This window comes from Actinomadura meridiana (assembly GCF_039537545.1).
GTDB lineage: Bacteria > Actinomycetota > Actinomycetes > Streptosporangiales > Streptosporangiaceae > Spirillospora > Spirillospora meridiana.
Genome location: NZ_BAABAS010000005.1, coordinates 596,710 through 621,674 on the forward strand (window position 1 = coordinate 596,710; position 24,965 = coordinate 621,674).

Below are 24,965 nucleotides of genomic sequence, written 5' to 3' on the forward strand. Positions count from 1 at the left end.
AGGCCGCCTCTCCGGTCACGCCGCTGCGCTGGTGTCCCGTTGAGATCTTTGGCCACGGTCGGTTTCGCCCCTCTCGTCCACGACGTCAGCGGACGACACTAGCGAGGGTCAACACCCGTCACAACCGATTCGTCTCTCTTTGATCGACATCGGGGGAAAAGTGTCCACTCTCCGTGAAAGGCAGGTCACGGACCGCGAGCCGCTCCTTATGACGGCCTTATCCGCGTCTTAATCGCCCACGGCCGGTTGGTCGCCCTACGAGCGGCCGAGCCGCCGCAGCAGCAGCGTCGACGGGCACGGGCGGGCGCTCGCCCGGCGCGCCGCGTCCGCCACCTCCCGGTCGGACGACACCACGACGATGGCGCGGCCCTGCGGCTCCGCCCGGACGAGGTCGGCGATCAGCTCGTCCGCGGTCTGCCCCGGACGGCTGAACAGCACCCGGACGCCGCGCGGCGCCGCGATCGCCACGGGCGCGTCCAGCTCCGCGCCGTCGAACACGCACGTGATCTCGGCGCGGGTTTGCGCGGCGAGCCCGCCGAGCCCCGACAGCAGCCTGCTGCGCTGGTCGGCCAGCGGCAGGTCGCCGTAGCCGGTCTTGGTGACGTTGTAGCCGTCCACGACGAGGTGGACGCGCGGCAGCGTCAGCAACCGGTCGAGTAGTTGCGGGTCGCTGTCGGACAGTGCCCGGCCCGGCAGCGCGCGGTGGGCCAGCCGGTCCGGCTCCAGGGCGCCGACCGCGTCCGCCGGGCGCCCGATGGTGGACGGCAGCGCCAGCTCCCTCCGCACGCCCTGCGCCGCGTCGACGAGCGTGTCGAGCAGCATCCGGAGCCGGACGTCCTCGACGTTGCGCCCCTCCCGCGCGGCCCGCTTGGCGGCCTCGGCGGCGGCCTCGGCCTGGGCGGCGCGGGCCCGCAGCCTGCGCAGCTCCTTCTCGGACGCGGCGGTCGACTCGCGCGCGGCGGCCAGCTCACGTTCGGCGGCGGCCTCCATCGACCCGGCGTGCTTCTCCGCCGCCCGGAACCGGGACCGCGCCTCGTGCAGCTTGCGGCGCAGATCCGCGACCTCCGTCTTGGCCTCGCGCAGCTCGGCGCGCAGCCGGTCGGTCTCGGCGGCGCGGGCGGCGCGGGCCGTGGCCAGCTCCTCCTTCAGCGCCGTGATCCGGCGCTCGGCGGCCTCCTCCTCAGAGGCGGACGCGGAGCGTTCCAGGTCGGCTCTTGCGGCCTCGACCAGATCCGTCCACCCCTCGGGGCGCAGCAGGTAGGCCAGCACCGCGACCCGCACCGGGTCGGCGGCGGGCGGGACGGCCCCGTCCTCCACGGCCTCCACCAGGTCGGCCTGCCTCTCCCGGAGCGGCGCGGCGACGCGCCGCCGGAAGTCGGGATCCTTCTCCAGGGCCGCCGCGATGTGCTGCCCGGCGAGCTTGGCGCGCTTGCGCCGCTCGAACCGCGCGAACCGGCGCAGCGGCGCGGGGACGTCGTCGAGGGGCAGGCCCCCGATCACCTCGGCGGCGACCTCCACGACCGCCTGGCGCACCGCCTCGGGAAGCGGTCGGCTCAGTCTGCGCTCGGTGTCCTCGCCGCCGGGGGTCGCTTCGGGGCCGCTGTCGATGATCCCGCTCCTTCCGGGCTGCGCCGCCGGTGGGCTGTGTCTTCCCGAGCCGTCCGCGCCCTAACCAGGGCGGACGTGCGTTGGGACGGATAGCGCCCGGCCTCCCCGAACCGTCCCCGCGGCCCCCGCCCGGCGGGACGTACCGGCGCCCCCCAACCCTAGCGGCCCCGGCTTCTGTCGGTGGGGTCCTCTACGGTCCAGCTCATGACGGCTGTGCACGGTGTCCAGGGGGCCGGTGGTCGGGGCGCGGGCGTTCAGGGCACCCTGGACGATCTCGGCACGCCCCTGGCGGAGGTCGCCTTCGTGGTGGTCGACCTGGAGACCACGGGCGGCTCGGCCGCCGACTCGGCCATCACCGAGATCGGCGCGGTGAAGGTCCGCGGGGGAGAGGAGCTCGGCGAGCTCGGCACGCTGGTCGACCCCGGGGGGCCCGTCCCGCCGTTCATCACCGCCCTCACCGGCATCACCACGTCGATGGTGACGGCCGCGCCGAAGATCGACTCGGTGCTGCCCGCGTTCCTGGAGTTCGCGCGCGGCTGCGTCCTCGTCGCGCACAACGCCTCGTTCGACATCGGCTTCCTCAAGGCCGCGTGCGCGGCGGGCGGCTACGCCTGGCCCGCGTTCCCCGTCGTCGACACCGTCGACCTGGCGCGGCGCGTCCTGTCCAAGGACGAGGTCCCCAACTGCAAGCTCGGCACACTCGCCCGCTTCTTCCGGACGACCAACGAACCCACGCACCGAGCCCTCGCCGACGCCCGCGCCACCGTCGAGGTCCTGCACGGCTTGATCGAGCGGCTCGGATCGTTCGGCGTCACCTCGCTCGAAGAGATGCGCAGCTTCGCCCGCGCCCCCACGCCCGAGCAGCGCCGCAAACGGCACCTCGCCGACGACGTGCCGAGCGCGCCCGGCGTCTACCTGTTCGAGGACGACGCGGGCGAGGTGCTGTACGTCGGCAAGAGCGGCGACCTGCGCTCTCGTGTGCGCAGCTACTTCACCGGCTCGGAGACCCGCTGGCGCGCCCGCGAGATGGTCGGGATCGCCGAGAGCGTCCGGACGATCGTGTGCGCCACCACCCTGGAGGCCGAGGTCCGCGAGCTGCGCCTCATCGCGGAGCACAAACCCCGCTACAACCGCCGCTCCAAGTTCCCCGAACGGGCGATCTGGCTGAAGCTGACCGTCGAGCCGTTCCCACGGCTGTCGATCGTCCGGGAGTGTCGCGCCGACGGTGCCCGCTACCTCGGGCCGATCTCGTCCCGGCGGCAGGCCGAGGAGGCGCGCGCCGCGTTGCACGAGGCCGTCCCGCTGCGGCAGTGCACCCAGCGGCTGACGCTCCGGCTGATCGAACGCGGCAAAGCCGGGGCGGCGAACATTCGTGCGTGCGCGCTGGCCGAGATCGGACGCTGCGGCGCCCCCTGCGACGGCCGCGAGTCCGCCGACGCCTACGCCCTGCATGTCGGGACGGCCCGCTCGGTCATGGCGGGCGACGCGCGGCCCGTCGTCGCCGCCGCGCGTGTCCGCATCGACCGGCTCTCGTCCGAGCTGCGCTACGAGGAGGCCGCCGCGCAGCGCGACCGGCTGGCCGCGTTCGTTCGCGCCGCCGCGCGCGGGCAGCGCCTCGCCGGGCTGGCGCGGCTGCCCGAGCTGGTCGCGGCCCGTCCCGCGTTCGACGGCGGCTGGGAGTTGGCCGTCGTGCGCTACGGGCGGCTCGCCGCCGCGGGGACCGTTCCGCGGGGCGCCCGCCCGCGCCCCTACGTCGACGCGCTCATCGCCACCGCCGAGACGGTCTTCCCACCCTCGGGCGAGGCGCCGGGCGGCGTCGCGCTCGGCGAACCGCCGTCCACGGGCGCCACCGCCGAGGAGATGGAGTGCGTGCTGCGCTGGCTCGACCTGCCCGGTGTCCGCCTCGTCGAGCTGGACGGCGTCTGGACGTGCCCCGTCCACGGCGCCGAGGGCCTCCGCGAATGGATCGACCGCGCCTATGAGAGCGGCCACGACGGGTCGCACGAGCCGTCCCGCCCGAGGAACAACCGCCCGCTAAGGTGACGCGGGTGGCACTGCCCCTCTACGACAGCCAGCCGACCCGGCGCGTCCCCTGGATGACGTACCTGCTGGTCGCGGCGAACGTGGTGGTGTTCCTGCTCACGCCGATGTCGAACTTCGCCACCTGGTACGGCCACGGCCGGGTCCGCGAGTGCCGGGCCGCGCACTTCACCTACCAGTACGGCGCCGTGCCGAAGGAGCTGACGACCGGCGACCAGCGGCCGCTCCCGTCCGACATCGCCCACGACTGCGGCCCCGCCGCCTTCCACAAGAAGCCGTGGACGTCCGCGTTCACCTCCATGTTCCTGCACTCGGGCGCGCTGCACCTGCTGGGCAACCTCGTCGCGCTGTTCGTCGTCGGCATGGGCGTCGAGGACCGCCTCGGACGGCTCCGCTACCTGCTCGCCTACCTGCTTTTCGGGCTCGTCGCCGTCTACGGCTTCGCCTGGACGTCACCCGACTCCACCGTCCCCCTGATCGGGGCGTCCGGAGCCATCGCCGGAGTGATGGGCGCCTACGTCATCCTCAACCCACGCGGCCGCGTCGTCAGCTACGTCCCGCCGGTGATCGTGGTTCGCCTCCCGGTCTGGGTGGTCCTCGGATACTGGTTCGTCCTGCAATGGCTGTCCCTAGGGGACAACGAGAGCAACGTGGCCTACACGGCCCACATCTACGGCTTCGTCACCGGCGTCCTGTTCGCCATACTGGCCCGCCGCGCGGGCCCCGCCCACCGACTGGCTGCCCTGGCGCGCGGTTAGCCCAGGGGGCGACCCCCTGGAACCCCCGTTGCGACGCAGGCGATCCTCACGACGTGTTGCGGTTTTTGGGGCCTGTCGCGGTTCGTTTGTGTCGCTGCGGTCGCCTGCGTCGTCGGGTCGCGCGACCCGTGACGGTGGCTGGGGTTTTGTCCGCCCCCCTGACCCGTGGTTAGTGCGGGGGTCCCGTAGGGTCGGACCGTAACGATCTCCGGGGAGGGTGCAGTGGTCACTGCGATCGTGTTCGTCAAGGCCGACGTCGCGCGCATCCACGAGGTGGCCGAGACGATCGCGGGGCTGGAGGGCGTCAGCGAGGTCTACTCCATCACCGGTGACCACGACCTCATGGCGATGGTCCGCGTCCGCCGCCACGACACGCTGAACGACGTCATTCCGGGCCGCATCAACAAGGTCCCCGGGGTCGTCAGCACCGAGACCCACATCGCCTTCCGCACCTACTCCCAGCACGACCTGGAGCAGGCCTTCTCGCTGGGCCTTCCCGACGCCGACTGAGCGTCAGGGGCGCAGGCGCTGGGACGTGGCTATCCAGCGGTCGAGAAGGGCGGCTGTGTCGCCGGAGTCGATTGCCGTGGCGGCTCGGTGGTAGGTCTCGCGGAGGGTGGGGGTCAGGTCCTTCGGGGCGGGGGCGCCCTCGTAGGCCGTGATCAGGGCGGCGGCGTTCAGGAGGACCATGTCGCGGACGGGGCCCAGTTCGCCGCCGAAGGTCTCGCGGGCCACGCGGGCGTTGAACTCGGCGTCGGCGCCGCGCAGGTCGCCCGGCTGGGCCGGGGGGATGCCGAGGTCGGACGGGTCGAACGTCGTCTGCGTCGCCGTCCCGTCGCGGACCACCCATACGGTTGAGGTGCCGGTTGTTGTCAGTTCGTCGAGGCCGTCGTCGCCTCGGAACACCAGCGACGAGCAGCCGCGGGAGGCGAAGACGCCCGCGACGACGCCCGCCATGCGCGGGTGGAACACGCCGACCGCCTGGGCGCCGGGACGCGCCGGGTTCGTCAGCGGGCCGAGGAAGTTGAACACCGTCGGCGTGCCGAGCTCGCCGCGCGTCCGCGACGCGTGCTTCAGCGCGGGATGGTAGAGCGGCGCGAAGCAGAAGGTGATGCCGACCTCCTCGGCGACGCGCGCGGTCGCCTCGGGGGGCAGGTCGATGGCGACGCCCAGGTGCTCCAGCAGGTCGGCGGCGCCGCACGAGGAGGACGCGGCCCGGTTGCCGTGCTTGACGACCCGGACGCCCGCGGCGGCGGCGACCACGGCCGCCATCGTGGACACGTTCACCGTGTGGGCCTGGTCGCCGCCCGTCCCGACGAGGTCGGCGATGGGGCCGGGCACGTGGATGGGCTTGGCGTTGTCCATCATGCCCTCGGCGAGGCCGGTGACCTCCTCGACCGTCTCGCCCTTGGCGCGCAGCGCGACCGCGAAGCCCGCGATCTGCACGTCGGTGGCTTCCCCGGCCATGATGGTGTTCATCGCCCAGGCGGTCTCCTCGCTGGTCAGCGAGTCACCCGCGATGAGGGCGTTGAGCAGTGCGGGCCAGGTGGTGCGCGCGTCCATGTCCCCTACCGGGTGTTGACGGCCCTACAGGACCGGGAGGCGGGTGTCCAGGCGTTCGCGCATCAGGCCGGCGAGGGCCTTGGCGACGGCCATCGGGTCGAGCGGGAGGCTCACCACGGCGTCGGCGCGCGACCAGGTCGCCAGCCAGCCGTCGTCGCGGCGGCCGATGATCGCGAGGACGGGCGGGCAGTCGTACACCTCGTCCTTGGCCTGGCGGCACACGCCGAGGCCGCCCGCGGGCTGCGCCTCGCCGTCCACCACCAGCACGTCGATGTCGCCCTCGTCCAGCCGCGACACGACGGCGGGCTGCGTCGCGATCTCGACGAACTCGACCTTCGGGAGGCCCGCGGCCGGACGGCGCCCGATCGCCATCCGAATCTGTGCGCGGGTGTTCGCGTCGTCGCTGTAGACGAGGACTTTCATGGGGCTATCCGGGGTGGTGCTCATGGACGTGAAGGGTACCCGGTCGGGGGCCCGCGGGACACGAACGGGAACTCTAGATGGGGGGTGATGCGTCACTCACTGGATAGGGGCGCAATAATGCTGCCCGTGACAGCATCCGCGATAGAAACAACACCTCACGCACGGGCGAACCGTCCCAATCTGGTCAGCGTGGGGACGATCGTCTGGTTGTCGTCCGAGCTGATGTTCTTCGCGGCGCTGTTCGCGATGTTCTTCACGATCCGCTCCGTGACGATCGGCCAGGACGGGCAGTCGGCGTGGCCCGGCGCCCCGCTGAACCTGCCGCTGTCGTCGGTCAACACGACCATCCTGGTGCTGTCCTCGGTGACCTGCCAGATGGGCGTGTTCAAGGCGGAGGCCGGCAAGGTCGGCCGCGACGGCGGGCTCCTGAACTTCCGACGTTGGGGCCTGCGCGAGTGGTACGTCCTGTCGTTCCTCATGGGCGCGTGGTTCGTCGCGGGCCAGGGATTCGAGTACTACAACCTGGTGACCAAGGACGGGCTCACGTTCTCGTCCTCGGCCTACGGCTCGATCTTCTACCTGGCCACCGGTTTCCACGGACTGCACGTCTGCGGCGGCCTCGTCGCCTTCCTGTTCATCCTCGGGCGCACCTACGCCGCCAAGCGATGGACGCACGAGCAGGCGACGAGCGCGATCGTGGTGTCCTACTACTGGCACTTCGTCGACATCGTGTGGATCGGCCTGTTCTCGGCCGTCTACCTGCTCGACTAGTGGCCGCCGCCCGACGACCGTGCGCCCGACGACCGCGCACCACCAGCCCGACCCACCACCAGACATGACCCGAACGGGGATTTCCGTGAAAAGGATCACCGCATGGCGACGGCGCCCGTGGGCGGGCTACGCCGTCGTGCTGGCGGCCCTGGCGGCGATCGGTGTGATCTACGCCGGCTTCTCGCCGCGGACTGACCGCGCCGAGGCGAAGACAAGCGCCCAGGCAGCGCAGGACCTCAAGCACGGCCAGCAGTTGTTCAACAAGAACTGCGCGAGCTGTCACGGCCTGAACGCCGAAGGCACCAAGGACGCCGAGGGCAAGCCGATCGCGCCGAGCCTGATCGGCGTCGGCGCCGCGTCCGTCGACTTCCAGGTCAGCACGGGCCGGATGCCCGCGATGAACCCCGGCGCGCAGGTGCCGCGCAAGGAGCCGATCCCCGCCTTCAACACCTCGATCAAGACCGACTACGAGGAGCGGGAGAAGCGCGAGGCGGCCGAGAAGCAGAAGGCCGAGGCCGAGAAGAACCTGCACGACCTGCGGGCCTACATCCAGTCGCTGGGCGGCGGCCCCGAGGTCCCGTCCGCGTCGGCGGTCGACCCGAAGGACGGCGACGTCGCGCTCGGCGGAAAGCTGTTCCGCACCAACTGCGCCCAGTGCCACAACTTCACCGGCCAGGGCGGCGCGCTGACCGGCGGCAAGTACGCGCCGAAGCTGTCCGGCGACGACGTCACGCCCACGCAGATGTACGAGGCGATGCTGACCGGGCCGCAGGCGATGCCGGTGTTCAACGACACCACGCTCACGCAGAAGGACAAGCAGGCGATCATCGCCTACCTCGTCCAGACGCGCGAGGAGGCGAACCCGGGCGGTAACGGGCTCGGCCGCATCGGCCCGGTGAGCGAGGGCCTGGCGGGCTGGCTGGTCGGGATCGGCCTGCTGGTGCTGGCGGCCATGTGGATCACCGCGAAGAAGCCGAAGAAGCTGAAGAAGTCATGAGCGACGAGAACAAGGACACCCCGGGCTCCACCGGCCCGGACGAGGACGGCGCCGAACGCGGCGCCAGGCGTGAGCGGATCGTCGGCACGCCGTCCCCGGCGCGGGACAGGGCGCTGCTCGCCGAGGACGACATCTCCGCGCCCGCGGGCGTCGGGGAGCAGCTCGACGAGGCGTCGATGAAGCGGGCGGAGCGGATCGTCGCGACGCTGTTCCTGGTCGCGTTCGCGTCCAGCGTGGCGTTCATCGCCTACTTCATCGGGTGGAGCGGCCGCGACGGCGGCATGCACGGCGTGCTGCGGGCCCGCGAGTCCAACTTCTGGCTCGGCGGGACGATGGCGCTGTCGTTCCTGGCCGTGGCGGCGGGCGTCACCATCTGGGTGCGCCGCCTGATGACCAGCAAGCCGATCATCCAGGAGCGGCACGAGCTGGCCTCCGACGAGGAGTCGCGGACCGCGTTCGCCCGCGACTTCATGGAGGGCGCCGACGACAGCGGCATCACCAAGCGGCCGCTGCTGCGCCGCACGCTGCTGCTGGCCGCCGCGCCGCTCGGGCTGGCGCCGCTGGTGCTGCTGCGCGACCTCGGCCCGCTGCCGGAGAAGCGGCTGCGCCACACCTACTGGGGCGACGCCGTGAAGCGCGCGAAGAGCGAGGGCAAGAAGGGCGTCCGCCTGGTCGTGGACGGCACCGACCGCCCGCTGCGCGTCAGCGACTTCGCCAGCCCGGGCAGCATGATCACCGTGCTGCCCGAGGGCATCGAGGAGCACGTGCCCGAGGACGACGTCCTCACCCAGAACGCCAAGGCGGTCACGATCCTCATCAACATCCCCGAGGATCTGTTCAAGCCCGCCGAGGGACGCGAGAACTGGCACGTCAACGGGATCGTGGCGTACTCCAAGGTGTGCACGCACGTCGGGTGTCCGGCGGCGCTGTACGAGCAGACGACGCACCACATCCTGTGCCCGTGCCACCAGTCCACGTTCGACGCCACCGACGCCGCGAAGGTCATCTTCGGCCCGGCGGCGCGGCCGCTGCCGCAGCTTCCGCTGTCGGTCGAGGACGGCTACATCATCGCGACCAGCGACTATCACGAACCGGTCGGACCGAGCTTCTGGGAGCGCGGATGAGCGACACGACCGCACCGCCGCCGAAGGCGATCGAGGGCACGCTCGGGTTCATCGACGAGCGCCTCGGCTCGACGACCTTCTTCCGACGCAACGTCAAGAAGGTCTTCCCGGACCACTGGTCGTTCATGCTGGGCGAGATCGCGCTGTACTCGTTCATCATCCTGCTGCTGACCGGGACGTTCCTGACGCTCTGGTTCCAGCCGAGCATGAACGAGGTCGTGTACGACGGCTCGTACGCCAAGCTCCAAGGCGTGAAGATGTCGGAGGCCTACGCCTCGACACTGCACATCAGCTTCGACGTGCGCGGCGGTCTGCTGATGCGGCAGATCCACCACTGGGCCGCGATCCTGTTCATGGCGTCGATCCTGGCGCACATGCTGCGGGTGTTCTTCACCGGTGCGTACCGCAAGCCGCGTGAGCTGAACTACCTCATCGGCGTCAACATGTTCATCCTGGGCATGCTGGAGGGCCTGTTCGGGTACTCGCTGCCCGACGACCTGCTGTCCGGCACCGGTCTGCGGATCACGCAGGGCGTGCTGGAGTCGATCCCGCTCGTCGGGACCTACGCCTACATGTTCCTGTTCGGCGGCGAGTTCCCCGGCCAGGACATCATCCCGCGCCTGTACGTGATCCACATCCTGCTGATCCCGGCGCTGATCCTCGGCCTCGTCACCGCGCACATGATGATCATGTGGCATCAGAAGCACACGGCGATGCCGGTCAAGAACCAGTCCGAGAAGCAGGTGTACGGCTACCCGTTCTACCCGGTCTTCATGGCCAAGACGGGCGCCTACTTCATGTTCACCTTCGGCGTCATCGCGCTGCTGGGGGCGTTCGCACAGATCAACCCGATCTGGCTGTTCGGTCCTTACGACCCGGGCGCCATCTCGTCGGGGTCCCAGCCGGACTGGTACATGGGCGTCCTGGAGGGCGCGCTGCGGATCATGCCGAACTGGGAGATCACCGCCTGGGGCCACACGCTCAGCCTGAACGTGCTGATCCCCGCGACGGTCCCGCTCGGCATCATCTTCGGCGGCGCGATGGCGTGGCCGTTCGTCGAGGCGTGGGTGACGGGCGACAAACGCCAGCACCACGTCAACACGCGGCCGCGCAACGCCCCGATCCGCACCGCGACCGGCATCGCGGCGGTGGCGTTCTACGGGCTGCTGTGGCTCGCGGGCGCCAACGACGTCCTCGCCGAGAAGTTCCACGTGTCGTTGTTCGCCACGACCTGGTTCTTCCGGGTGACGGTCTTCGTCGGGCCGTTCCTGGCGTTCGTCATCACCAAGCGGATCTGCCTGGGTCTCCAGCGCAAGGACGCCGACGTCGTCGGCCACGGCGTGGAGAGCGGCGTCATCATGATGTCTCCGGACGGCAAGTTCTCCGAGCGGCACGAGGCGCCGCGCGAGGAGGAGAAGATCGTCCTGCTGTCCAAGGAGAACGCCAGGCCGGAGGCGCCCGCACGGGACGCCAGCGGCATCCCCGCCCCCGGTTCCAAGGGCCCGATCGGGCATCTGCGTTCGCGGCTGAACCGCGCGTGGACGTTCGACGACATCCCCGTCGAGGAGCACGAGCACGGGGAGCACGAGGCGATCGAGAGCGGATCGGACTCGCACCAGGTCAACCGCTGACCGGCGACGTTCGAGAGGCCCGGTGCCGCCACGGCGGCGCCGGGCCTCTTCCTATGCTGGGCGGACGATGAGGACCCTGTTCGTCACCAACGACTTCCCGCCCCGGGCGGGCGGCATCCAGGCGTTCGTGCACGGCCTCGCCCTGCGGCGCCCGCCGGGTTCGGTGGTCGTGTACGCCCCGGCGTGGAAGGGCGCCGCCGCGTTCGACGCGGAGCAGCCGTTCCCGGTCGTCCGGCATCCGGGCCCGTTGATGCTGCCGGTGCCGGGCGTGCTGCGCCGGGCGGGGGACGTGCTCCGCGCGGAGGGCTGCGACTCGGTGGTGTTCGGGGCGTCGGCGCCGCTCGGCCTGTTGGCCCCGGCGCTGCGGCGGCGCGGCGCCGACCGCCTGGTCGGGATCACCCACGGCCACGAGGCGGGGTGGGCGTCACTGCCGGTGGCGCGCGATCTGCTCGGCCGCATCGGGGACTCCGTCGACGCGCTGACCTACCTCGGTGACTACACGCGGTCCCGCATCGCGCCCGCCCTGTCGCCGGGGGCGGCGGCGCGCATGGCCCGGCTCGCCCCGGGCGTGGACGAGAAGGTCTTCCGTCCGGGCTCGGGCGGCGACGAGATCCGGGCCAGGCATCGGCTGGCGGGACGTCCCGTGGCGGTGTGCGTGTCCCGGCTGGTGCCGCGCAAGGGGCAGGACGCTCTGATCCACGCCTGGCCGCGCGTCCTGCGCAAGGTCCCGGACGCGGCGCTCCTGCTCGTTGGCGACGGCCCCTACCGCGCGCCCCTGTCCCGCCTCGCGATCTCCTTGGGCGTGGACAAGTCGGTCGTGTTCACCGGCGGCGTCCCGTGGGAGGAGTTGCCGGCCCACTACGACGCGGCCGACGTCTTCGCGATGCCGTGCCGGACCCGACGCCGTGGCCTGGACGTGGAGGGCCTCGGCATCGTCTACCTGGAGGCGTCGGCGACGGGCCTGCCCGTGATCGCCGGGGACTCCGGCGGCGCGCCCGACGCCGTCCTGGACGGCGAGACCGGCCTCGTCGTGCCGGGCCGCTCCGTCGCCCGCGTCGCCGATGCCCTCACCACCCTGCTCGCCGACCCGGACCGGGCCCGCCGGACGGGTGAGCGGGGACGCGCCTGGGTCGAACGGGAGTGGCGCTGGGAGATCCAGGCCGCCCGCCTGGCCGCCCTCCTGACTCCCTGACCCGGAGATCCCGTCGGTGGCATGATCATGCCCACATCGGGTCGTGTGGAGGTGGGCGGGATGCGTGCTCGGAACGACGGGCCGCCCCAGCGGGTGAAGCTGTTCGACGTCGAGAAGGGCCGGAAGATCGAGACGACGCTCGACGCGCGGGTGCAGGCGGCGGCGGAGAAGGCGCTGGCGGCCGCGCCGGGACGGGCCGCGATCGTGGCCGTCCGCCCGGACGACGGCGAGGTCCTCGCGGTGGCGGACGGCTTCGGTGGTCACCGCGCAGCGCACCATTCGCAACGACGAGGACCACGCGCTCGGCCGGACGACGCTGAAGGAGGCGTTCGCGGCGTCCTGCAACACGACGTTCGCGCGGCTCGCGGTCGAACGGCTCGGGCCGACGAAGCTGGCGGCCAGCGCCCGCCGCTTCGGTTTCGGGACGCGGATCACACCGGGTGTGGACGCCGCCGATGGAAGTTTCCCCGACCCGAAGAACGGCGCCGAGCTGGCGGAGGCGGCGATCGGGCAGGGCCGCGTCCAGGCGAGCCCGCTGCTGATGGCGTCGGTGGCCGCCGCGGCGGGGGCCGGGCTTCCGGACGGGACGGCGGGCAAGACGGGCACGGCCGAGCTGGGCGACGGGCAGACCCACGCCTGGTTCATCGGCTACCGGGGCGACGTCGCGTTCTCGGTCTTCGTCGAGGCGGGCGGCTCGGGCCCGCGGGTCGCGGCGCCGCTGGCGGCCCGCTTCCTGACAGCCCTCGGCTGATCAGTGGCGGGCGGTGGCGGCCAGTGCCGCCGCCCCCGCGAGCAGGACGGCGAGGACGAGCCCGAGGGCCCGCAGCCCGTCGCCGGTCAGCGCGGACGCGACCTGCGGCCCCAGGCTCGCGCCCACGAACATCAGCGCGCTGTAGAGCGAGATCGCGGGCGCGCGGGCGGCCCCGGCCCGGGTGCCGATCATGTCGATCAGGCCGGGTGCGGCGATCGAGATTCCGGCGGTGACCACCATGAGCAGCAGCGCGAGCACGATCGTGCCGGGCTCCAGCAGGCCGACGAGCGCGGTCCCGAGCGCGGCGAGCCCGAGCGCCATCCCGGCGCGGGCCGGGCCGGGGATCCGCGCCAGCCGGGGCGTGAGGAACGGGATGGCGAGGATCACCGGCAGCGCGCTGGCCCGCAGCCCGAGCAGGCCGGTCGTCCCGGTGAGCTGGAGCCCGGTGTAGATCGCGACGAACGAGCCCAGCACGGCCGGGACGGCGAGGAACAGCAGCCGCAGCGAGGGCGCGATCAGCAGCGGCGGCATCGCGCGGTAGGCGGCCAGCGGTGACACGCCGGTGGACGGGCCGTCCGGCAGCATGGCCCAGCGCAGCACGACGGCGGCGGCGGCGAACGCGAACGCGCCCGCGACGAAGAACCAGCGCCAGCCGAGCGTCGCCGCCAGGCCCTGGGCGGCGAGCTGGCCGAAGACGGCCGCCGCCAGGAACCCGGTGGTCATCGAGGTGACGGTGACGAGCCGCCGGTGCGGCGCGACCCGCTCACCGATGTACGCCATCGCGACGGGCGGGAACGCGCCGATCGTGAACCCCTGGAGGACGCGCAGGGCCAGCGCGGCGCCGGGGGAGGGGGAGGCCGCGACGAGCGCGGTGGTGATCGCGGTGGCGGCGACCCCGGCGACGATGACGCGGCGGCGGCCGAGACGGTCCGACAGGGGGCCGAGGAGCAGGAACCCGGCGGCGTACCCGAATCCGAACGCGCTGACCAGCCAGGTGAGGGACGCGGGGGCGACATGCCACCCGGACGCGGCCCGGCCGAGCAGGGGGATCATCCCGTACAGCTGGCCGGTGGCGAGGAGGGCGGTGACGGCCAGGGCGATGACCGTCCGGCCGAAGGGGGCGTACTCGGGGCCGGACGATCCGGTGGTGGCGGAGGTCGCGGAGGACGGACGATCTACTGCGGTGGGCATGCCGAGGACGGTAGCCAACTAAACAGTTGGTTGTCAACCAACCGGTTGGACGCTACCGGCTATGCTACGGGACATGCCGAACAGTCCCGGTCCCCGCGCCCGATCGTCCGCCGCGGCCACCAAGCAGGCCCTGCTCGACTCCGCGCGCGACGAGTTCGCCGAGCACGGCATCGCCGGAGCGCGCGTCGACCGGATCGCCAAACGCGCCGGTGTCAACAAGGAACGGATCTACGGCTACTTCGGCAACAAGGAGAAGCTGTTCGATGCCGTCATGAAGGCGGCGATGGACGAATTGGTCGAGGTCACGGCGATGCCCGGCGACAACCCGGTCGACTATGTCGGCAAGTTGTTCGACTATTACGTGCGGAACCCGGTGCTGTTGCGGCTGTTGCTGTGGGAGTCCCTGTACCACCGGACGAACACGCTGCCCGAGCAGCAGTGGCGGGTCGACCGGTGTCGGCAGAAGGTCGTCTCGCTGGCCGACCGGCTCGGCGAGGAGCCGTCCGACGAGATCGGCCGTACCGTGCTGACCCTCAAGGGCTTGGCCCTGATGCCGATGGTGATGCCACAGATCGCCGCGCTCTTCGGCGCCTCGATGGACACGCCAGAATCCATCGCCCAGATGCGTGAACATGTCATGGCTTTCGCACGTACTGCCATGGAGAACAGAACGACCGCGGAGTAAGGGTTTTCGCGTTTTTGGCACCAATTCGCATCTGAGTGGCTCGTGGGGCGTATGCTCCGGGAGTGATCGAGCGGATTCGTAAAGAATCCGTTCGGGGAACGCGGTTGGAGCGAGCGGGCTCCCGCACCGCGGCCCCCGATGTCTCAGCGGGATCGCCGTCGGACGATGAGTCCGGCGGCCCGGAGCCGACCGGCGTTCGCCGAGCCCTCCGTCTCCTCCACAGGAGAGGGCATGGCGCGACGCGATATGGGGCATGCGTCCCGGAACACCACGCATGCCGAACAGTGGGCGGAGACGCCCGCGCGCCCCTCGTCGAGACCCGGGCCCCGGCAGGGGCAGGGGTCCGAGGAGCCGCAGTGGCCCGACGGGTCCTGGTGGTCGGAGCAACCCGACTGGTCCGAGCGCGGCGGACGATCGTCCCGCCGCGGGCCCAGCCGCCGGGAGATGAAGCGGCAGGAGAAGGCCCGGACGGAACGCTCCCCGGCGCGCGAGGAGAGACCACCAGAACGAGCGCGGCGAGATGACGCGCGTGCCGACCAGTTCGGCCCTCGCAACAGGCCACCGCGGCCACGGAACGAGCCGTCCGACCTTCGGAACGAGCCACCGGGGGCGCGGGCCCGGCCGTCCGACGCGCGTACCGAGCGTTTGGGCGCCATGCCCGAGCAGCACGACGCGCGCGTGGGCGGCCCCGGACCGCGCAAGGACCGGCCCCGCCCGGAGCGGCCCCGCCCAGAGCGGCGTCCCGATGGGCGCGGCGAGGGGCGCGGGGAGCGGCGGGCCCGGCACGGCGCGCCGCCACGCCCGGGGCCGAAGGCGAGGCCGCGCGGCGGCCGGGGCCGCAACGACCGGCTCAGCATCGGCGCGATCGTGCTGTCCACCGCCGTCGGCCTGTCCCTGCTGGGCATCGTCGAGCGGGCGCTGCTGGACGGCGGCCCGATCGGCGGATCGTCCGGCCCCATCGGCTCCCAGGACGCCATCACGCCGCCGAAGCCCGGCGGCGGCCCCGGACGGCCGTCCCGGCAGTCGCCGCGCCCGGGCCAGAGCGGCGCGCCCGGCACGGAGACCGGCCCGGACCCGCGGGCGCTGACCGCCCAGGTCAGGAAGCTGACCCTGACGGAACGCGGCGCCGCCGCCCGGGAGGCCTACGGCGCCGCGCCCGGCGGGGCGCCGATCGTGAACACCACCCGGACGAGCGCCGACAGGACCTGGGTGTTCGGCACCACCGCGATCCCCGTCCCGGACTCCAGCACCGCCGGCCCCGAGGTCGCGTTCTACGCGGCACGCTGGACGGGCGAGGACTGGCAGGTCGGACTCTCCGGCGGCCGCCTGTTCGGCGACCTGCTCGGCGCCGTCCCCGCGACCGTCATGCCGGTCGCCGAGGCCAAGGCCCTGCGCGGCTACGCGACGGTCACCGCCGACCGGGCCGCGACGCTGGTCGGCGGCGACGGCGGCGGCGACCGGCTGATGCTGCCGTGGAAGGTCGGCGACGCCTGGTCGATGACGACCCCGGACGCGTCGGGGTCGCCGCGCCCGCTGGCGTCGGTGGCGTTCTCGGGCGGCGACGGCCGCGTCCTCGCGTCCGGCGACGGCCGCCTGTACCGCTTCTGCGCCGACGCCGCCGGGCACGCGATGCTCATGGTCATCCATCCGGGCGGTGTCGCGACGATCTACCACCGCCTCACCGACATCCCGGCGAAACTGCGCGACGGCGCCGCCGTCGCGCAGGGGGACCCGCTCGGCCGCACCGGCACCGACCGGCCGTGCGGTGGGGCCCCGGCGCCCGACGCGGAGGTCGCGTTCGGGGTGCGCCGTGGAGCGGGAACGGTCCCGCTCGACGGCGCGCGGATCGGCGGCTGGACGTTCCGGGAACGCGCCGAACCGCTCCTCGGCTACGCCGAACGCGGCGCGCTCCAGGTGCTCCCCGGCGGGCTGCTCGCCAACCTCGGGCCCGTCCCCCCGGCGGAGGAACCACCGGCGGACGACCCACCGGCGGACGACACCCCGTCGTCACCGCCGTCCCCCGGCCTTCCGCTGAAGGGCGTCGCAGGATCGGCGGCCATTCCGGCGCCGCCCGCAACCCAGAAGAGGAGTCCGATCGGTGCGAATTCGCAACAGTGATGATCCCGCGGTGCCCGGATGGGTCCTGCGCGTGCTGCTCGTCGGCGCGGTGGCCGTGCTCGCGGGCGCGGCGACCCCGCAGGGCGCCGTCGCGGTCGCGAACGTGCAGTACTTCCTCAACTTCTACGCGGGAGTGTTCTCGCTGGTCGCCTACACCACCGCCGTGATGAGCGGGCTGCTCGCGACCGAGCGGCTGATCCTCCAGATCCGGCACCGGGTGCTCGCGCAGGCCCTGCACCGCGCCTCCGCCGTCGTGGCGACCGCGATGCTGGTCGCGCACATGGCGGTGAAGGTGATGGCGGGGCTGGCGCTGCCCACGCAGGTCGTCGTCCCGTCCCTCGGGGCGGTCGGGCTCGGCACGATCGCGGCCGATCTGATGATCGTCATCGTGATCACCGGGGCGCTGCGGTCGCGGTTCGCGTTCCGCGGCAACGCCTGGGTGTGGCGGTCGATGCACGTCCTCGCGTACGTGTCGTGGCCGATGGCGATCGTGCACGGTCTGATCGCCGGACGCGCCGCCGCGCCATGGGTGGTGCTCGCCTACGTGATGAGCGTGGTGTTCGTCGTCCTCGCGCTCATCACCCGCGTCATCGTCGTGGTCAAGCCGCGCGAGCTGGCCCGCGCCGGTGACCCGGTCGACCCGTTCGGCCTGCCGGACGGCGCGGGACGGCGCCGCGACCGGCGCGCCATGGCGGACCGCGAACACGAGGAGGCCCGCGCGGCCGCCGCCGCCCGCGACGGCTACGGTCCCCGCGACGGTTACGGCCAACGTGACGGCTACGGCGAACGTGATGGGTACGGTGATCGCGACGGCTACGGTGATCGCGACCCCGAGGTCCTGCGATGACCTCGACCGTCACCGTCTCCGGCATCGACGGCCCCCGGCTGACGCTCGGGTTCGACCGGTTCGACCGGCTGGACCTCGATCGGCACCTCGCCGTCCACGGCAAGCTCCGCGCCCCCGCGCTGGACGACCTGGTCCGCGCGTGCGAGCAGGTCGACCTGCGGGGACGCGGCGGCGCGGGCTTCCCCTTCGCTCGCAAGCTGATGGCGGTGGCGGCGCGGGTGAAGTACACGACCACCGACCCCCCGGCGCTGCTGCCGGGCGAGAAGAGCGACAAGCGCGGATCCTGCGAGGACGTCGTCGTCGTGGTGAACGGCGCCGAGGGCGAGCCCGGCAGCGCCAAGGACAAGGTGCTGCTCGGCCGGGCCCCGCACCTCGTGCTGGACGGCGCGCAGATCGCCGCGTCAGCGATCGGCACGCGGCGGGTGGTCGTGGCCGTCGAGGACGACGAGGCCGCCCGCTCGGTCCGCGCCGCGATCAGCGAACGGCGGATGCCCGCGCGGGTCGTCCGGCTGACCGAGCGGTTCATCTCCGGGGAGAGCGGCGCCGTGATCCGCGCGATCAACGGCGAGACGCCGATCCCGCCGGGCGTCAAGGTCCGCGCGTCCGAGTCCGGCGTGGACGGCTACCCGACGCTGCTGTCCAACACCGAGACGTTCGCGCAGCTCGCGGTGCTCGTCTCGCTCGGCCCCGACCTGTACGCGTCGGCCGGGACGCCGGACGAGCCGGGCACCACGCTGCTCACCGTCGGCGGCACGCAGGTCGTGGAGGCGCCGCTCGGCACGCCGCTCCAGGCCGTCCTGGACCAGTGCCAGGTGCCGCCGTCGCCGGGCGTGCTCGTCGGCGGCTACCACGGGATGTGGCTCGACCCGGCCAACGTGGCGCGGGCCGTGCTGTCGCGCGCCGGGATGCGGAGCGTCGGCGGGACGGTCGGCGCGGGCATCATCCTGCCGCTCACGCAGGGCACCTGCCCGCTCGGCGAGGTCACCAGGATCGCCGCCTACCTGGCCGCCCAGTCGGCCGGGCAGTGCGGGCCGTGCCGGCTCGGGCTGCCCGACGTCGTCCGGTCCCTGAACGCCCTCACCGAGGGGGCGGGGACGGTCGACAACGTCCGCCGCGCCGCCGGGGTCGGCCGGGGGCGGGGCGCCTGCACCCATCCGGACGGCACCGCGAAGTTCGTGCTGTCGGCGATGGAGGCGTTCGGCGCCGACATCGACGCGCACCGGTGGGGCGGCGGCTGCGGCCTGTCGACCTACGGGGTGCTGCCGCTGCCGGTGCCGGACGGCACCGAGGGGCGGGTCGCGATCGACTGGAGCCGCTGCGACGGGCACGGGCTGTGCGCCTACCTCGTCCCCGAGCTGATCCAGCTCGACCGGCACGGGTTCCCCGTCGTGCTCGGCTCCGACATCCCGTCCTGGATGGAGAAGGACGTGCAGAAGGCGGTCGCGATGTGCCCGGCGTTGGCGCTGCGCGTCGTCGGGGGAGTCCCCGGTTTTGGGGCGTCAAGAAAATAGGGAAACAGGTGGACGTCGTTGAACCGCGCGGCGGCCCGGTGCGTATCTCCCACTGAATCCGTGCCGGGTCCGTCGAGAGATCCTCGAAAGGGGGAAGAAGTTCCTTGAGGAAATCCTACGGATACGCCGAAAAGCGCCCATGGCGCCGCCGGCGTCTCGGCTGGGGCCGTGCCCTGTTGGTGTTGGCGGCCGTCGGCGCCGTCGCGGCCGCGTTCGCGGTCGTGATGAATCCGGTCGGCGTGCCGGCCAGTGGCGCGGCGAATCTCGGCGGCACCGTCAACACCCGCTGGGGACGGCTGAGCACGCTCGACAGGCAACTGCTCGTCAAGGTCCGACAGGCCGGCCTGTGGGAGATTCCCGCAGGCCAGCAGGCACAGCAGCGAGCGGTCAGGCCCCGGGTCCGGGAAGTCGGCCAGATCATCATGCAGCAGCACATGCAGCTGGACGCCGACACCCGCGCCACCGCGCAACGGCTCGGCGTGCTACTTCCCAACGCGCCCAACGGAAGCCAGAAGAGCTGGCTCCGCGAAATGTCGGGCAAGTACGGAATTGATTATGACAAGACATTCGTGCTGCGGCTGCGGGCCGCGCACGGACAGGTCTTCACGATCATCGCGAAGGTGCGCGCGCAGAGCGAGAACACCGAGATCCGCGCGTTCGCCGAACGGTGCCTGAAATTCGTCAACACGCACATGTCGCTGCTGGAGAGCACCGGCCTGGTCCCCAGACGCGCCCTGCATTGACGCAGCACTGACGCAGCGTTGAAGCAGCACTGACGCACATCCCGACCCGGAAGAGGGAGCACCTTTCCATGGGACGAAAGAAGAAAGCGTTCGCCGTGATCATTCCGGCGCTGGCCCTTGCCTCGTCGGCCTGCCAGGCGACGCCCGCCGCCGTGACGGCCGGGAACGTCGGCGGCGTCCGGACCTACACGGCCGATCCGAGCGCCGACCCGTCGGCGGACCCCGCCGACCCCAGCGCCGACCCGTCCGCCGATCCGACGGACGACCCGACCCGGGACCCGACCAGCGAGCCCACCGGTGGCGGCGGCCAGGGCGGCGGCGGCGGACAGAATGGCGGGGGCGGCCAGAACGGCGGGGGACAGGCGACGGGCCCGACGCCCGACCAGTACGTCAGCATCCGCAGGGCGCCGCGCGTCCGCGAGCCGCGCCGCAGCCGCAGCGGCTCGCGCGGCGTGTTCTCGGTCAGCTGCGGAACCAACAAGGGCCAGGCGCACAGCAACCCCGACAACGTCGTCGCGGCGCCCGGCGTCGTGAACGGCGCGCACCACATCCACGACTACGTCGGCAACCTCGACACCGACGCGTTCTCCACCGACGAGACCCTCGCCGCCGCCGGGACGACCTGCACGAACGGCGACAAGTCCACCTACTTCTGGCCGGTGCTGCGGCTGCGGTCCGGCAAGGACGGGTCCGACCGCGCCGGGCAGAGCACGCAGGACGGCAACGTCGGCAGCGTCGTCGAACCGTCCAAGGCGCGCATCCAGTTCCTCGGCAACCCGCGCGCCAGGGTCACCGCGATGCCCCGGTTCATCCGGATGGCGACCGGTGACGCCAAGTCGGCGACGAACGGCGGGGCCAACGCCCACGCCCAGTGGACGTGCACCGGCTCCGAGGACCGCGCGTTCACCGACAAGTACCCGCTGTGCCCGCGCGGCAGCGACGTCGTCCGTGTACTGAACTTCGCGAGCTGCTGGGACGGCCGCAACACCGACAGCGCCAACCACCGCGACCACATCCGGTTCCCCGACCAGCGGACCGGCCAGTGCCCGAGCGGCACGCGCGCCGTCCCGCAGCTGCGGATGACGCTGGTCTACCGCGTGCCCGCCAAGGCGCTGGCGTTCGCGCTGGACTCGTTCCCCGAGCAGGGGCACAACCCGGTGACCGACCACGGCGACTTCATCAACGTGATGACCGACCGGCAGATGCGGCGGGTGGTCGGCGCCATCAACTCCGGTCGGCGCCACTGACCGGACCCGCGTCCGGACGCCCGGTCCGCCCTGGGGCGACCCGGACGCGCGGCGGTGGGGAGCGGCGTGCCCGCCACGGGCTCGAACGCCGCTCCCCACCGGCCTCAGGTCGTGTAGATGGCGTCGATCTCGGCGGCGAAGTCCTTCAGCACGACGTTGCGCTTGACCTTGAGGCTCGGCGTCAGGTGCCCGCTGTCCTCGGTGAAGTCGACGGCGAGGACGACCTGCTTCTTGATCGCCTCCGCGTGGCTGACCGAGGTGTTCGCGGCCGCGACCGCCGCGTCGATCTCGGCGACGAGGTCGGGGTCGCGGCGCACCTCGTCCAGCGTCATCTCCGCGGGCTTGCCGTGCCGCTGCTTCCACGGGCCGAGCGCCTCCTCGTCCAGGGTGACGAGCGCGGCGACGAACTTGCGGCCGTCGCCGACCACGAGGCACTGGCTGACCAGCGGGTGCGCGCGGATGCTGTCCTCCAGGGGCGCGGGCGCGACGTTCTTGCCCGCCGCCGTGACGAGGATCTCCTTCTTCCGGCCGGTGATCTTCAGGAAGCCGTCGTCGTCGAGGGAGCCGAGGTCGCCGGTGTGGAACCAGCCGTCCGCGTCCAGGACCTCCTTGGTGGCGGTCTCGTCGTTCCAGTAGCCGTGCATGACGTTGACGCCCCGGACGAGGATCTCGCCGTCCTCGGCGATGTGGACGTCCACCCCGGGCAGCGGCCGTCCCACCGTGCCGATCTTCATGTGGGTGGGCCGGTTGACGGTCGCGGGCGCCGTCGTCTCGGTGAGGCCGTAGCCCTCCAGGATCGTGATGCCGACGCCCCGGAAGAAGTGGCCGATCCGTTCGCCGAGCGCGGCGCCGCCGGAGATCGCGTACCGAACCTCGCCGCCGACCGCCGCGCGCAGCTTCCGGTACACCAGCACGTCGAAGACCTTGTGCTTGGCCTTCAGCGCGAGGCCCGGACCGCCCGTGTCAAGGGCGCGGCTGTAGGAGACGGCGGTGTCGGCCGCCGCCCGGAAGACCTTGCCCCGGCCGTCGGCGTCGGCCTTCTGCTCGGCGCCGTTGTAGACCTTCTCGAACACGCGCGGGACGGAGAGCAGGAACGTCGGATGGAACGTGGCAAGGTCGGGCAACAGGTTCGGGACGTCGCTGTGCCCGAGCACCAGACCGGCCTCGATCGCGGCGACCTGGACGAACCGGGCGAACACATGCGCCAGCGGCAGGAACAGCAGCGTCGAACTGCCCTCGACGACGACCTCGGCGATCGCGCCCGCCACCCCGTTGCGGGCCGTGGACACCAGGTTCCCGTGGGTGATCTCGCAGCCCTTGGGACGTCCGGTGGTGCCCGAGGTGTAGATGAGCGTCGCGACGTCCGACGCGGTCCGGGACCGGCGGCGCTCCTCGACCACCGCGTCGTCGACGTCGGCGCCGAGCGCGGTGACCTCCTCCACGGCGCCCCTGTCGATGCACCACACGTGCGCGAGGTCGGGCAGCTGCTCGCGGATGCCCGCCACCGTCTGCACGTGCTCGTCCGTCTCGGCGAACAGGGCCTTCGCGCGGGAGTCGCCCGCGATCCACTCGATCTGCGAGGCGGAGGACGTCTCGTAGATCGGGACGGAGACCGCGCCCGCCGTCCAGATCGCGTAGTCCAGCATCGTCCACTCGTAGCGGGTCCGTGACAGGAGCCCGACCCGGTCGCCGGGCTCGATCCCGGCGGCGACCAGACCCTTGGCGAGCCGGACCGCCTCCGCCGCGAACTCGGACGCGGTGACGGCGCTCCACGCGCGCGCGTCGGCGGGGCCGCTCCTGCGCCGCGCGACGATCGCGCCGGGCTCCTCGGCCGCCCGGGTGAAGGGCGCGTCGGTCAGGGTGGTGGACTCGGGGACCTCCACCATCGCGGGGACGCTGAACTCGCGCACGGCCTGCTCCTCATCGTCGTTCTCGGAGGTCGGCGGGGAAGTCCGACGGCGGCTTCTCCGGACAGGCATGATACCCGTGAGTAGCGGAAATGCCCTGAGCGCCGGGCATGTCGCACCCGGCGGCGACCGGTCGGTCACGGCACGGCACCCGTCAGTCGTGGCCGGCACGGCACCTGTCAGTCATGGCATGGCAAAGGCCGCACGTCGCGAACGGCGCGCGTCCTCCGGTCGCCTACGCTTGAGCCGGTCGCACCCGACCGCGGTCCGAAGGGGAACCAGGATGTCGCTGCTCGAAGTGATCGCGCTGACGGCCGACGACGCGCGGGCCGCGCAGGACGGCGGCGCCGACCGGCTGGAGGTCGTCGCCGACATGGCCGCCGACGGCCTCACCCCCGACCCGGACGTGGTCGCCGCTGTGCGGCGCGTGACGACCCTGCCGATCCGCGTGATGCTGCGCGCGAACGCGGGGTTCGGCACGTCCGCCAGCGAACTCGACCGGTTGCGCGGCGCCGCCGCCGACCTCGCCGAGGCGGGCGCCGACGGGTTCGTGTTCGGGTTCCTCGAACCGTCCGGCCATGTCGACGCCGTCGCCACCGGCAAGCTCGCCACCGACGCCGCCCCGCTGCCCTGGACGTTCCACCGCGCGCTCGACCACGCCGCCGACCCCGTCCAGGCGTGGGGCGTCGTGCGCGGCCTCGGCGGCGGTCTCGACACCGTGCTCACCGCCGGGTCGCCTCGGGGTGTGGACACCGGGGTCGACGTGCTCGTCCGCCGCGCCGCCGAGAACCGCGACGCGGCCGGGATGATCATGGCCGGGGGCGGGCTGCGGCGCAAGCACGTCGCGCTGCTCGCCGCCGCCGGGATCGGCGCGTTCCACGTCGGCACCGCCGTCCGCCCGGACGGCGCCTGGGACGCGCCCGTCGACCCGGCCCTGGTCCGCGAGTGGCGCTCGCTCGTGTCGGCCGCCACCGGCTGACCAGACCGTTCGGGGGGTGTGGGGTGTCGTCCCCCCACAGGAGACCGGATCGGCGCACGGCCCTCCCACCCCGCCGGGTGAAGTGTCTTATTAGAGTCGGTTCATGAGGATCCATGTGGTGAGCGACGTGCACGGCCGCGCCGACGCGCTGCCGGGCGCCGCGACCGGGGCCGACGCGCTCATCTGCCTCGGCGACCTGATCCTGTTCGTCGACTACCACGACCACGGGCAGGGCATCTTCGCCGACCTGTTCGGACAGGACAACGCCGACCGCTTCATCGCGCTGCGGACCCGCAAGCGCTTCGACGAGGCCCGCGAGTTCTCCCGCGGCCTGTGGGCGTCGCTCGACGGCGAGGCGTGGCCGCACATCGAACGCGCCGTCGACCGCCAGTACGCCGAGCTGTTCGCCGCCATGCCCGAACCCGCGTACCTCACCTACGGGAACGTCGACGTCCCGCGCCTGTGGGCCCCGCACCTGCGCGCCGGGCACCACGTCCTGGACGGCGAGACCACCGAGATCGGCGGGCTGCGGTTCGGGTTCGTCGGCGGCGGGCTGCGCACCGAGTACCGCACCCCGTACGAGCTGGACGACGACGCCTACGCCGCCAAGGTCGAGGCCGTCGGCGCGGTGGACGTGCTGTGCTGCCACATCCCGCCCGCCGTCCCCGATCTGCTGTACGACACGGTCGCGCGCCGGTTCGAGCGGGGGAGTACGGCCGTCCTCGACGCGATCCACCGGACGCAGCCGAAGTACGTGCTCTTCGGGCACGTCCACCAGCCGCTCGCGAGCCGCACCCGCATCGGCCGCACCGAATGCGTGAACGTGGGCCACTTCCGCGCCCGCGGCGTACCGTACGCGCTGACCGTGTGACAGATACT

The 24,965-nt window shown here is 72.5% G+C and carries 22 protein-coding genes; 17 read left to right on the forward strand and 5 right to left on the reverse strand.

The genetic code is table 11. The features are described from left to right. Nucleotides 1–255 precede the first annotated feature (255 nt). The gene (locus ABD808_RS11995; RefSeq protein ID WP_344894505.1) at nucleotides 256–1,533 is read right to left on the reverse strand and encodes an NYN domain-containing protein; all 1,278 of its coding nucleotides are present in this window, start codon (nucleotides 1,531–1,533) and stop codon (nucleotides 256–258) included. A gap of 279 nt (nucleotides 1,534–1,812) precedes the next feature. Between ABD808_RS11995 and ABD808_RS12000 the strand changes: the two genes are divergently transcribed. The 3 genes from ABD808_RS12000 (at nucleotide 1,813) to ABD808_RS12010 (ending at nucleotide 4,916) form a co-directional block, all read left to right on the forward strand. Next, nucleotides 1,813–3,651, forward strand: coding sequence for a DEDD exonuclease domain-containing protein (locus ABD808_RS12000; RefSeq protein WP_344894508.1), 1,839 nt, complete (start codon nucleotides 1,813–1,815; stop codon nucleotides 3,649–3,651). Nucleotides 3,652–3,656: 5 nt separating this feature from the next. After that, nucleotides 3,657–4,406, forward strand: coding sequence for a rhomboid family intramembrane serine protease (locus tag ABD808_RS12005; RefSeq protein WP_344894510.1), 750 nt, complete (start codon nucleotides 3,657–3,659; stop codon nucleotides 4,404–4,406). A 222-nt stretch (nucleotides 4,407–4,628) separates the two neighbouring features. Further along, nucleotides 4,629–4,916: an Lrp/AsnC family transcriptional regulator gene (locus tag ABD808_RS12010; RefSeq protein WP_344894513.1), complete on the forward strand. Its 288-nt coding sequence runs from the start codon at nucleotides 4,629–4,631 to the stop codon at nucleotides 4,914–4,916. 3 nt (nucleotides 4,917–4,919) lie between these two features. On the opposite strand, the gene trpD is transcribed toward ABD808_RS12010, so the two are convergent. Further along, nucleotides 4,920–5,969: an anthranilate phosphoribosyltransferase gene (trpD, locus tag ABD808_RS12015; RefSeq protein WP_344894516.1), complete on the reverse strand. Its 1,050-nt coding sequence runs from the start codon at nucleotides 5,967–5,969 to the stop codon at nucleotides 4,920–4,922. Between the two features lie 24 nt (nucleotides 5,970–5,993). After that, entirely contained in the window at nucleotides 5,994–6,416 is a 423-nt protein-coding gene (locus ABD808_RS12020) for a hypothetical protein (RefSeq protein WP_344894520.1), read from the reverse strand. A 93-nt stretch (nucleotides 6,417–6,509) separates the two neighbouring features. Between ABD808_RS12020 and ctaE the strand changes: the two genes are divergently transcribed. The 6 genes from ctaE to ABD808_RS12050 all read left to right on the forward strand — a co-directional run bounded on the left by ctaE (nucleotide 6,510) and on the right by ABD808_RS12050 (nucleotide 12,858). After that, nucleotides 6,510–7,163: an aa3-type cytochrome oxidase subunit III gene (gene ctaE / locus ABD808_RS12025; RefSeq protein ID WP_344894523.1), complete on the forward strand. Its 654-nt coding sequence runs from the start codon at nucleotides 6,510–6,512 to the stop codon at nucleotides 7,161–7,163. A gap of 85 nt (nucleotides 7,164–7,248) precedes the next feature. Then, nucleotides 7,249–8,160 (forward strand): cytochrome bc1 complex diheme cytochrome c subunit, encoded by a 912-nt coding sequence (qcrC, locus tag ABD808_RS12030; RefSeq protein ID WP_344894526.1) that lies wholly within the window; start codon nucleotides 7,249–7,251, stop codon nucleotides 8,158–8,160. Beyond that, nucleotides 8,157–9,284: a cytochrome bc1 complex Rieske iron-sulfur subunit gene (gene qcrA / locus ABD808_RS12035; RefSeq protein WP_344894529.1), complete on the forward strand. Its 1,128-nt coding sequence runs from the start codon at nucleotides 8,157–8,159 to the stop codon at nucleotides 9,282–9,284. The genes qcrC and qcrA overlap by 4 nt, the downstream gene beginning before the upstream one ends. Then, entirely contained in the window at nucleotides 9,281–10,915 is a 1,635-nt protein-coding gene (qcrB, locus tag ABD808_RS12040; protein ID WP_344894532.1) for a cytochrome bc1 complex cytochrome b subunit, read from the forward strand. Before qcrA ends, qcrB begins: the two co-directional genes overlap by 4 nt. Before the next feature lie 67 nt (nucleotides 10,916–10,982). Then, a complete protein-coding gene (locus ABD808_RS12045) occupies nucleotides 10,983–12,107 on the forward strand; it encodes a glycosyltransferase family 4 protein (RefSeq protein ID WP_344894535.1) in 1,125 nt (374 codons plus the stop codon). Nucleotides 12,108–12,363: 256 nt separating this feature from the next. Then, complete coding sequence (locus ABD808_RS12050; RefSeq protein WP_344894538.1) at nucleotides 12,364–12,858, forward strand: penicillin-binding transpeptidase domain-containing protein; 495 nt, start codon at nucleotides 12,364–12,366, stop codon at nucleotides 12,856–12,858. Here ABD808_RS12050 and ABD808_RS12055 read toward each other — a convergent pair whose 3' ends face one another. Further along, the gene (locus ABD808_RS12055; RefSeq protein WP_344894542.1) at nucleotides 12,859–14,049 is read right to left on the reverse strand and encodes an MFS transporter; all 1,191 of its coding nucleotides are present in this window, start codon (nucleotides 14,047–14,049) and stop codon (nucleotides 12,859–12,861) included. Nucleotides 14,050–14,122: 73 nt separating this feature from the next. Between ABD808_RS12055 and ABD808_RS12060 the strand changes: the two genes are divergently transcribed. From ABD808_RS12060 to ABD808_RS12085, 6 genes are all read left to right on the forward strand, one after another. Beyond that, on the forward strand, nucleotides 14,123–14,734 hold the full coding sequence (locus tag ABD808_RS12060) for a TetR/AcrR family transcriptional regulator (protein WP_344894545.1): 612 nt from the start codon (nucleotides 14,123–14,125) through the stop codon (nucleotides 14,732–14,734). 231 nt (nucleotides 14,735–14,965) lie between these two features. Continuing rightward, the gene (locus tag ABD808_RS12065) at nucleotides 14,966–16,852 is read left to right on the forward strand and encodes a hypothetical protein (RefSeq protein ID WP_344894548.1); all 1,887 of its coding nucleotides are present in this window, start codon (nucleotides 14,966–14,968) and stop codon (nucleotides 16,850–16,852) included. Between the two features lie 10 nt (nucleotides 16,853–16,862). Further along, nucleotides 16,863–17,699: a ferric reductase-like transmembrane domain-containing protein gene (locus ABD808_RS12070; protein ID WP_344894551.1), complete on the forward strand. Its 837-nt coding sequence runs from the start codon at nucleotides 16,863–16,865 to the stop codon at nucleotides 17,697–17,699. Further along, on the forward strand, nucleotides 17,696–19,210 hold the full coding sequence (locus tag ABD808_RS12075) for a ferredoxin (protein ID WP_344894554.1): 1,515 nt from the start codon (nucleotides 17,696–17,698) through the stop codon (nucleotides 19,208–19,210). Before ABD808_RS12070 ends, ABD808_RS12075 begins: the two co-directional genes overlap by 4 nt. 179 nt (nucleotides 19,211–19,389) lie before the next feature. Then, nucleotides 19,390–19,953, forward strand: a complete 564-nt coding sequence (locus ABD808_RS12080; protein WP_344895380.1) for a DUF4142 domain-containing protein — start codon at nucleotides 19,390–19,392, stop codon at nucleotides 19,951–19,953. 68 nt (nucleotides 19,954–20,021) lie between these two features. Beyond that, a complete protein-coding gene (locus tag ABD808_RS12085) occupies nucleotides 20,022–21,200 on the forward strand; it encodes a DUF1996 domain-containing protein (RefSeq protein WP_344894557.1) in 1,179 nt (392 codons plus the stop codon). 104 nt (nucleotides 21,201–21,304) lie between these two features. On the opposite strand, the gene ABD808_RS12090 is transcribed toward ABD808_RS12085, so the two are convergent. Beyond that, a complete protein-coding gene (locus ABD808_RS12090) occupies nucleotides 21,305–23,110 on the reverse strand; it encodes an AMP-dependent synthetase/ligase (RefSeq protein WP_344894560.1) in 1,806 nt (601 codons plus the stop codon). A 280-nt stretch (nucleotides 23,111–23,390) separates the two neighbouring features. On the opposite strand from ABD808_RS12090, the gene ABD808_RS12095 reads away from it, so the two are divergent. Both ABD808_RS12095 and ABD808_RS12100 read left to right on the forward strand, forming a co-directional pair. Beyond that, nucleotides 23,391–24,086 (forward strand): copper homeostasis protein CutC, encoded by a 696-nt coding sequence (locus tag ABD808_RS12095; protein WP_344894563.1) that lies wholly within the window; start codon nucleotides 23,391–23,393, stop codon nucleotides 24,084–24,086. A 103-nt stretch (nucleotides 24,087–24,189) separates the two neighbouring features. Further along, the gene (locus tag ABD808_RS12100; RefSeq protein ID WP_344894566.1) at nucleotides 24,190–24,957 is read left to right on the forward strand and encodes a metallophosphoesterase family protein; all 768 of its coding nucleotides are present in this window, start codon (nucleotides 24,190–24,192) and stop codon (nucleotides 24,955–24,957) included. Nucleotides 24,958–24,965 lie beyond the last annotated feature (8 nt).

Excerpts from the sequence above, each read along its gene's own strand:
- ABD808_RS12000 (WP_344894508.1), top strand. The coding sequence starts at position 1,813 with ATGACGGCTGTGCACGGTGTCCAGGGGGCCGGTGGTCGGGGCGCGGGC.
- trpD (WP_344894516.1), bottom strand. The coding sequence starts at position 5,969 with ATGGACGCGCGCACCACCTGGCCCGCACTGCTCAACGCCCTCATCGCG.
- ABD808_RS12020 (WP_344894520.1), bottom strand. The coding sequence starts at position 6,416 with ATGAGCACCACCCCGGATAGCCCCATGAAAGTCCTCGTCTACAGCGAC.
- ctaE (WP_344894523.1), top strand. The coding sequence starts at position 6,510 with ATGCTGCCCGTGACAGCATCCGCGATAGAAACAACACCTCACGCACGG.
- qcrA (WP_344894529.1), top strand. The coding sequence starts at position 8,157 with ATGAGCGACGAGAACAAGGACACCCCGGGCTCCACCGGCCCGGACGAG.
- qcrB (WP_344894532.1), top strand. The coding sequence starts at position 9,281 with ATGAGCGACACGACCGCACCGCCGCCGAAGGCGATCGAGGGCACGCTC.
- ABD808_RS12045 (WP_344894535.1), top strand. The coding sequence starts at position 10,983 with ATGAGGACCCTGTTCGTCACCAACGACTTCCCGCCCCGGGCGGGCGGC.
- ABD808_RS12055 (WP_344894542.1), bottom strand. The coding sequence starts at position 14,049 with ATGCCCACCGCAGTAGATCGTCCGTCCTCCGCGACCTCCGCCACCACC.
- ABD808_RS12060 (WP_344894545.1), top strand. The coding sequence starts at position 14,123 with ATGCCGAACAGTCCCGGTCCCCGCGCCCGATCGTCCGCCGCGGCCACC.
- ABD808_RS12065 (WP_344894548.1), top strand. The coding sequence starts at position 14,966 with ATGGCGCGACGCGATATGGGGCATGCGTCCCGGAACACCACGCATGCC.
- ABD808_RS12075 (WP_344894554.1), top strand. The coding sequence starts at position 17,696 with ATGACCTCGACCGTCACCGTCTCCGGCATCGACGGCCCCCGGCTGACG.
- ABD808_RS12085 (WP_344894557.1), top strand. The coding sequence starts at position 20,022 with ATGGGACGAAAGAAGAAAGCGTTCGCCGTGATCATTCCGGCGCTGGCC.
- ABD808_RS12095 (WP_344894563.1), top strand. The coding sequence starts at position 23,391 with ATGTCGCTGCTCGAAGTGATCGCGCTGACGGCCGACGACGCGCGGGCC.
- ABD808_RS12100 (WP_344894566.1), top strand. The coding sequence starts at position 24,190 with ATGAGGATCCATGTGGTGAGCGACGTGCACGGCCGCGCCGACGCGCTG.